Consider the following 6,772-nt stretch of genomic DNA (forward strand, 5'->3'; position numbering starts at 1 on the left):
TGTTAACGTAAAACTTTATTTGAATTTAAAATCACACAAAAAAAATCCACAAACAATTCTAAATACGCAATTAATTACCATATTTAATTAGCTTATTTACAACAAGTAATGTTTATTTTAACTTTTTATTTGGTTTTTGTAGAAAGTTGCGTATATTTAATAGTTGCCTGCTATTTTAAAGAGACACACTCCGCAATGACAAACGATGAAATTTTACAAGCAGTTAGACGAGTTGAAGGACTTGAAGAAATGACAGTAAACGAACGCCTTTATGTAAGCGGACTTATGAATGAGTTTGACAAATCAAAAAAACACGACAAAGTTAAAGCTGCATATATTTTAGAATTGCTAAAAGTTGACAAACCTTCTATTTACAAAATTTTGAACTAATGGAACTATCAAATAATAATGCGTTAGCCTTAATGCTTGACCTAAACCAAGATATTGAAGAATATGCAGAGGCGACAGTTAAAAATATTATTGAGGACAAAAACTTTGACTTCTTGACCTATCCGCCAAATAGTGGGTTGACAGATTTAGAAAAGCAAGAGCTCAATAAACTTGACAACAACGAACATTTAAAAAATGCTTTACGAAAAGTTATTGCCGACAATAGTGCAGGAATAGTTTTTAATATGCTTAATATAATTGACGGCACAACTGACCCTAAACTTATGTATGACGAATGGACTGGAATAAAACTTATTGACCAAGACCTTAATGAAGACGCAGATGAATTTCAAGATATGCTTCACGACAGTTTTTATGAAAGCTATTGGAAATGGAGAGAACTGCGTGGCGACAAAAATTGGAAACTTGACACATACGAGGAATAAAAACAGCAGGCAACAAGGGTTTTGCGTCAGGCGGGCTGAAGTGCAAAACTCAACAGTAGTTTTTCTGTTGAACTATAGTAATAAATTCGGCTTTTGAGCTTCGATTTCCCGCCCGAACGCAAAGCCCCAAACCGTTGGGCAACATACAAAGAAAGCCCACCGCACAAACAGCACATTTGGTTTTTGCCGACACGAAAGCCAACGCTGAAAAAACAGCACATTTGGTTTTTGCCGACACGAAAGCCAACGCTGAAAAAACCAAAAGAGCTGTTTTTTGCCAACGCTCTGACAGAAATTGAATTAATAAATGACATTAGAACAATATATTGACAACATTGACAAAAGGTACAGACTCGGAAACGCAACTGAACATACTTTTCGTGGAGACTTACAAAATCTTTTAGAAGCATTAGTGCCGACAATCAGAGCGACCAACGAACCGAAAAGACAAAGTTGTGGAGCACCTGACTACATTTTAACTAAAAAGGATATTCCAGTTGGATTTATTGAAGCTAAAGACATTGGAGACAAAGACCTTGACGGAACTAAAAAAACAGGAAACAAAGAGCAGTTTGACCGATACAAAGCTTCTCTAAACAATTTAATTTTCACGGACTACATAAACTTTCATCTCTACCGAGAAGGTGAATTTGTTACCAAAATTGCCATTGCTGAAATAACGGACAAGGGAATAAAACCTTTACCTGAGAACTTTGGCAACTTTGAAAATCTGATAAAAGACTTTTGCGTTCACGTTGGACAAACGATAAAAAGCTCAAAAAAATTAGCAGAAATGATGGCGGGCAAAGCCCGCCTTCTTTCTAATATTATTGAGAAGTCGCTGACCAGTGATGAAGAGAACCAAGAAAACAGTACGCTGAAAGAGCAAATGTTGGCTTTCAAGCAAATTCTGATTCACGACATTACGCCACAAGGTTTTGCAGACGTTTACGCTCAAACCATTGCTTACGGAATGTTTGCGGCTCGTTTGCACGACCCTACTTTGGATAATTTTAGTAGACAAGAAGCAGCTGAACTGATTCCAAAATCCAATCCGTTTTTACGAAAACTCTTTGGTTACATTGCAGGACCAGACATTGACGACCGAATCAAATGGGTAGTTGAGAACCTTTCAGAAATCTTTTTGGCGTGTAACGTAGAAGAAATTTTGAAGAATTACGGGAAATCCACCAAAATGGAAGACCCGATTATCCATTTTTATGAAACGTTCCTAAGCGAATACGACCCAAAATTGCGTAAATCTCGTGGCGTTTGGTATACACCGCAACCCGTTGTAAATTTTATTGTTCGAGCAGTTGACGACATTCTAAAAACGGAATTTGATTTACCGCAAGGTCTTGCCGACACCAGCAAAACAACCATAAAAGTAAACACCCAAACCGCCGACAAACGTTCGGCAACAGGTTATAAACAAATGGAACAAGAAGTACACAAAGTACAAATTCTTGACCCAGCCACAGGAACAGGAACTTTTTTAGCGGAAGTGGTAAAACACATTCACAAAAAATTTCAAGGGCAACAAGGCATTTGGAGCAATTATGTAGAAACGCATTTATTGCCACGCTTGAACGGTTTTGAGTTGCTAATGGCGAGTTATGCAATGGCTCACTTGAAATTGGATTTGCTTTTAACAGAAACAGGCTACAAACCAACAACAAACCAAAGGTTTAGAGTTTACCTTACCAACAGTTTAGAAGAACATCACCAAGATACAGGAACTTTATTTGCGAATTGGTTAAGCACCGAAGCAAACGAAGCCAACCACATCAAACGAGATACGCCAGTAATGTGTGTAATTGGAAATCCACCGTATAGCGGAGAAAGTTCCAATAAAGGCGAATGGATTATGAAATTGATGGAAGATTACAAAAAAGAGCCAGGCGGAAAAGAAAAATTGAAAGAACAAAATTCAAAATTCATCAATGACGATTATGTAAAGTTCTTGCGGTACGGTCAGCATTTCATAGAAAAAAACGGAAGTGGCGTTTTAGCATTCATCAACCCACACGGCTTTTTAGATAATCCTACCTTTCGTGGAATGCGTTGGCATTTATTAAAAACGTATGACAAAATTTATACGATTGATTTACACGGTAACGCCAAGAAAAAAGAAACTGCCCCAGATGGTTCAGCAGATGTAAATGTTTTTGATATTGAACAAGGCGTTTCAATCAATTTTTTCATAAAAACAGGTAAGAAAAAACCAAACGAATTAGGCAAAGTTTATCATTATGACCTTTATGGTAAACGAGAATTAAAATATGATTTTCTAACCGAAAACAGTCTAAAATCAACACCCTATAATGAAGTTGAACTAACTGCTCCAGAATATTTTTTAATGCCTAAAGATTTTGAAAATAAAAACGAATATGACAAAGGCTTTCAATTAACGGAGTTGTTTATAGAATCGTCATTAGGTGTTTTATCAAAAAATGACAGTGTGACTATCGAATTTGAAAAATCATCTTTAAATAGAATAATTGAAAACTTTAGAAATTTAGAAGAATCTGAATTGCGTAAAATCTACAACTTAAAAAGTGATAGTAGAGATTGGATTTTATCAAAAGCAAAGGAAGATTTAACTGAAAATTTTAGCGATAACAATTTCAAAATGATTACATATCGTCCATTTGATAATAGATGGACTTATTTCACAGGTAAACCAAAAGGTTTTTTTGCATATAGTCAAAATCGCATTATGAAAAATTTGCGTGATGGTAACAATTATGCAATCATATCAGGTAGACAGGGTCAAGCTGTTGGAAGTATGCAATGGAATTTGTCCTTCATCACTAACACAATTTCAGACCAAAACATTTATTATCGTGGTGGTGGTAGTGTATTCCCACTATACATTTACCCTGAAATTAATGGACAGCAAAAAATTGTTGAGTCAATTGAAAGAATACCAAATTTAAAATCTGAAGTAGTAAATCTTTTAGCTGAAAGACTTGGTTTAACTTTTACTATTGAGAAAGAAATAAAAGACAACGCTTTTGCTCCAATTGACATTTTGGATTACATATATGCTGTTTTACATTCGCCAACATACAGAGAGAAATTCAAAGAGTTTTTAAAAATAGACTTTCCAAGAGTTCCTTATCCAAAAGACAAAGATACTTTTTGGCAGTTGGTAAAATTAGGTGGAGAAATTCGCCAAATTCATTTATTGGAAAGTCCAAAAGTTGAAAATTATATTACACAATATCCAATAGATGGCGATAATGTTGTTGGCAAACCCAAATACAAAGACGGTAAAGTGTACATCAACGACACGCAATATTTTGACCATGTACCGCAAGTGGCTTGGGAGTTTTACATCGGTGGTTATCAACCCGCGCAAAAATGGCTAAAAGACCGAAAAGACCGCAAATTGGAGTTTGACGACATTTTGCACTATCAAAAAATCATTGTAGCACTTTCAGAAACGGACAGACTGATGCAGGAGATTGATAAAATTGAGATTTAATGAGCGAGTTCCATTGTTTAGATATTGAATTTCCTGATGTTGATTTCAGTCCTTGCTTTGAGTCAGGTAATACAGAAGTAGCTAAAAGTTTTCACGCTCATTTGTATGTGAGCAAAGACGGCAACCGCCTGCCTGTAACCGATATGGGCTTTAATACGCAGGATAGGATGAAATTCCTGAAACTTTTCTTTGCAGACGAAAATGATTTGGACAATGTTACGATCCGCGACTGGTTCGATGACCATTTCTTCACCACCAATTTTTGGTATATGTGGCAAACTACGTTTGCTTGGCAGGAATGGAGCAGTATTTTCGAGTTTCAACGTTACATGAAACGGATGCTGTTGGAATTTTCCCGCATCGAAACATTGGAAGGTGTTACCCGTACGCCCTACAACCAATACGAATCCGTGATTTTGCCTTTGAAAAAATTCCTCGACAAATACAACGTGGATTTTTCTTTAAGAAAAACCGTTACCGACCTCAATTTCAAAGAGGGCGACGGCATTACCGTTTCTGAAATTGTATGTGAAAACGCTGAAGGAAATACTGAAAAAATTACGGTAAACGAAGGCGATTTGGTATTTTTTACCAACGGCTGCATTACGGACAATTCCGACAATGGCGATTACAAAACACCCGCAAAATACCTTCCGGGCAATCCGCCAAGTTTTGCATTGTGGCGTAAAATAGCCGACAAAAAACCGGGCAAACTCGGTAATCCCGATCCGTTTTTTACCAAACCGGATGAAACCAAATGGTATTCGTTTACCCCTACTTTCAAGGGCAACAAAATGCTTCAATTGATTGAGCAATATAGCGGTAACAAACCCGGAAGCGGCGCATTGATGACCTTTAAAGATTCTTCGTGGAGAATGTCGATTGTGGTAGCGGCCCAACCGCATTTTAAAGCGCAGGGCGATGATACGACCATACTTTGGGGGTACGGTTTGTATCCGGATGCGATTGGAGATTTTATAAAAAAACCGATGATTGACTGTACCGGCGAAGAAATTCTGACCGAGCTTATCCACCACCTGCATTTTGAAAAATACGAGCAGGAGATAAAAGACAGCGTTATCAACGTCATTCCTTGTATGATGCCATATATCGACGCATTATTCCAGCCAAGAGCCAAAGCAGACCGTCCGGCTGTGGTGCCGGAAGGAAGTACCAATCTGGCACTTATCAGTCAGTTTGTGGAAATTCCGGAAGATATGGTTTTTACCGAAGAATATTCGGTACGGGCTGCAAGGACAGCCGTTTACACGCTTTTAAATTTAGATAAGAAAGTTACTCCCGTAACAGAATATTGGAAACGCCCCGATGTGTTGGCAAAAGCCATTCATACATCTTATAGAAGTTAACAAATAAATAAAAATACAATGATAACATTTAAAAATGTAACCGTGGCAGGAAGTGGTGTTTTGGGTTACCAAATTGCTTTCCAGACTGCTTTTTACGGTTTTAATGTAACCGTTTACGACATCAATGATGAGGTTTTGGAAAAAGCCAAAGCGAAATTTGATATTTTGGCGGAATCGTATAAAAAAGATTTGAAGGTAACGGAAGAACAGCTTGCAGCCACTAAAGCAAATTTGCAATACAATTCCAATTTGGCAGAAGCGGTGCAAGATGCCGATTTGCTTATCGAAGCCGTTCCGGAAAATCCGCAGATTAAAATCGGGTTCTACGAACAGTTGGCGAAAGTAGCACCCACTAAAACTGTTTTTGCGACCAACTCTTCCACTATGCTACCAAGCCAGTTTGCCGAATATACAGGTCGTCCTGCACAATTCGTAGCCTTACACTTTGCCAATGAAATCTGGAAACACAATACCGGAGAAGTGATGAAACATCCCGGCACTTCAGACGAAACATTTAATTCCGTTTTAGAATTTGCCAAACAAATCGGAATGGTGGCATTGCCAATATACAAAGAGCAGCCGGGATATATCGTAAATTCCTTATTGGTACCGCTTTTGAGTGCTGCGTTGGATTTGTATGTGAACGAAGTGGCAGATGTGGAAACCATCGACAAAACATGGATGGTCGCAACCGGTGCACCAGTTGGACCATTTGGTATTTTGGATGTGGTAGGCGTTACTACTGCATACAACATCAATAAAATGGCCGCTGATAAAACACAGAATCCTACAAAAATAAAAGTGGCGGCGATGTTGAAAGAAAACTACATCGATAAAAACAAACTTGGTGTAGCCACTGGAGAAGGTTTCTATAAATACCCGAATCCAGCTTATTGGGAAAAAAACTTTCTGAAGTAATTTTTCTGAAAGATCAATATATTGAAACGCTCTTTTTTTCTGTTAAGAAAGAGCGTTTTTTGTATGCTGATAAGCACTACAGCTAACATCGGTAACTGTTGCACAACTCCAATTTTTATAAAAATTTAAAATATTTGACCTCGTTTAAGCCATTTTAAGCG

5 protein-coding genes are annotated in these 6,772 nt (G+C 37.6%); all 5 read left to right on the forward strand.

Annotated elements, in window-relative coordinates:
- The first annotated feature begins 195 nt into the window (after nt 1-195).
- The 5 genes from HX088_RS13425 (at nt 196) to HX088_RS13445 (ending at nt 6,611) form a co-directional block, all read left to right on the forward strand.
- The gene (locus HX088_RS13425) at nt 196-390 is read left to right on the forward strand and encodes a hypothetical protein (protein WP_157478810.1); all 195 of its coding nucleotides are present in this window, start codon (nt 196-198) and stop codon (nt 388-390) included.
- Nucleotides 390-836, forward strand: coding sequence for a hypothetical protein (locus HX088_RS13430; protein ID WP_157478811.1), 447 nt, complete (start codon nt 390-392; stop codon nt 834-836). Before HX088_RS13425 ends, HX088_RS13430 begins: the two co-directional genes overlap by 1 nt.
- A 307-nt stretch (nt 837-1,143) precedes the next feature.
- Nucleotides 1,144-4,326: a type ISP restriction/modification enzyme gene (locus tag HX088_RS13435; RefSeq protein ID WP_286484423.1), complete on the forward strand. Its 3,183-nt coding sequence runs from the start codon at nt 1,144-1,146 to the stop codon at nt 4,324-4,326.
- Complete coding sequence (locus HX088_RS13440; protein WP_225532483.1) at nt 4,326-5,693, forward strand: oleate hydratase; 1,368 nt, start codon at nt 4,326-4,328, stop codon at nt 5,691-5,693. Before HX088_RS13435 ends, HX088_RS13440 begins: the two co-directional genes overlap by 1 nt.
- Before the next feature lie 21 nt (nt 5,694-5,714).
- A complete protein-coding gene (locus tag HX088_RS13445; RefSeq protein ID WP_286484424.1) occupies nt 5,715-6,611 on the forward strand; it encodes a 3-hydroxyacyl-CoA dehydrogenase in 897 nt (298 codons plus the stop codon).
- The last annotated feature ends 161 nt before the right edge of the window (nt 6,612-6,772 follow it).

The sequence above is a fragment of the Empedobacter sp. 225-1 genome (assembly GCF_030328185.1).
GTDB classification, from domain to species: Bacteria; Bacteroidota; Bacteroidia; order Flavobacteriales; family Weeksellaceae; genus Empedobacter; species Empedobacter stercoris.

Bases quoted from the DNA above. Each gene is read 5' to 3' on its own strand.
- HX088_RS13435 (WP_286484423.1), top strand. From the start codon at position 1,144: ATGACATTAGAACAATATATTGACAACATTGACAAAAGGTACAGACTC.
- HX088_RS13425 (WP_157478810.1), top strand. From the start codon at position 196: ATGACAAACGATGAAATTTTACAAGCAGTTAGACGAGTTGAAGGACTT.
- HX088_RS13430 (WP_157478811.1), top strand. From the start codon at position 390: ATGGAACTATCAAATAATAATGCGTTAGCCTTAATGCTTGACCTAAAC.
- HX088_RS13440 (WP_225532483.1), top strand. From the start codon at position 4,326: ATGAGCGAGTTCCATTGTTTAGATATTGAATTTCCTGATGTTGATTTC.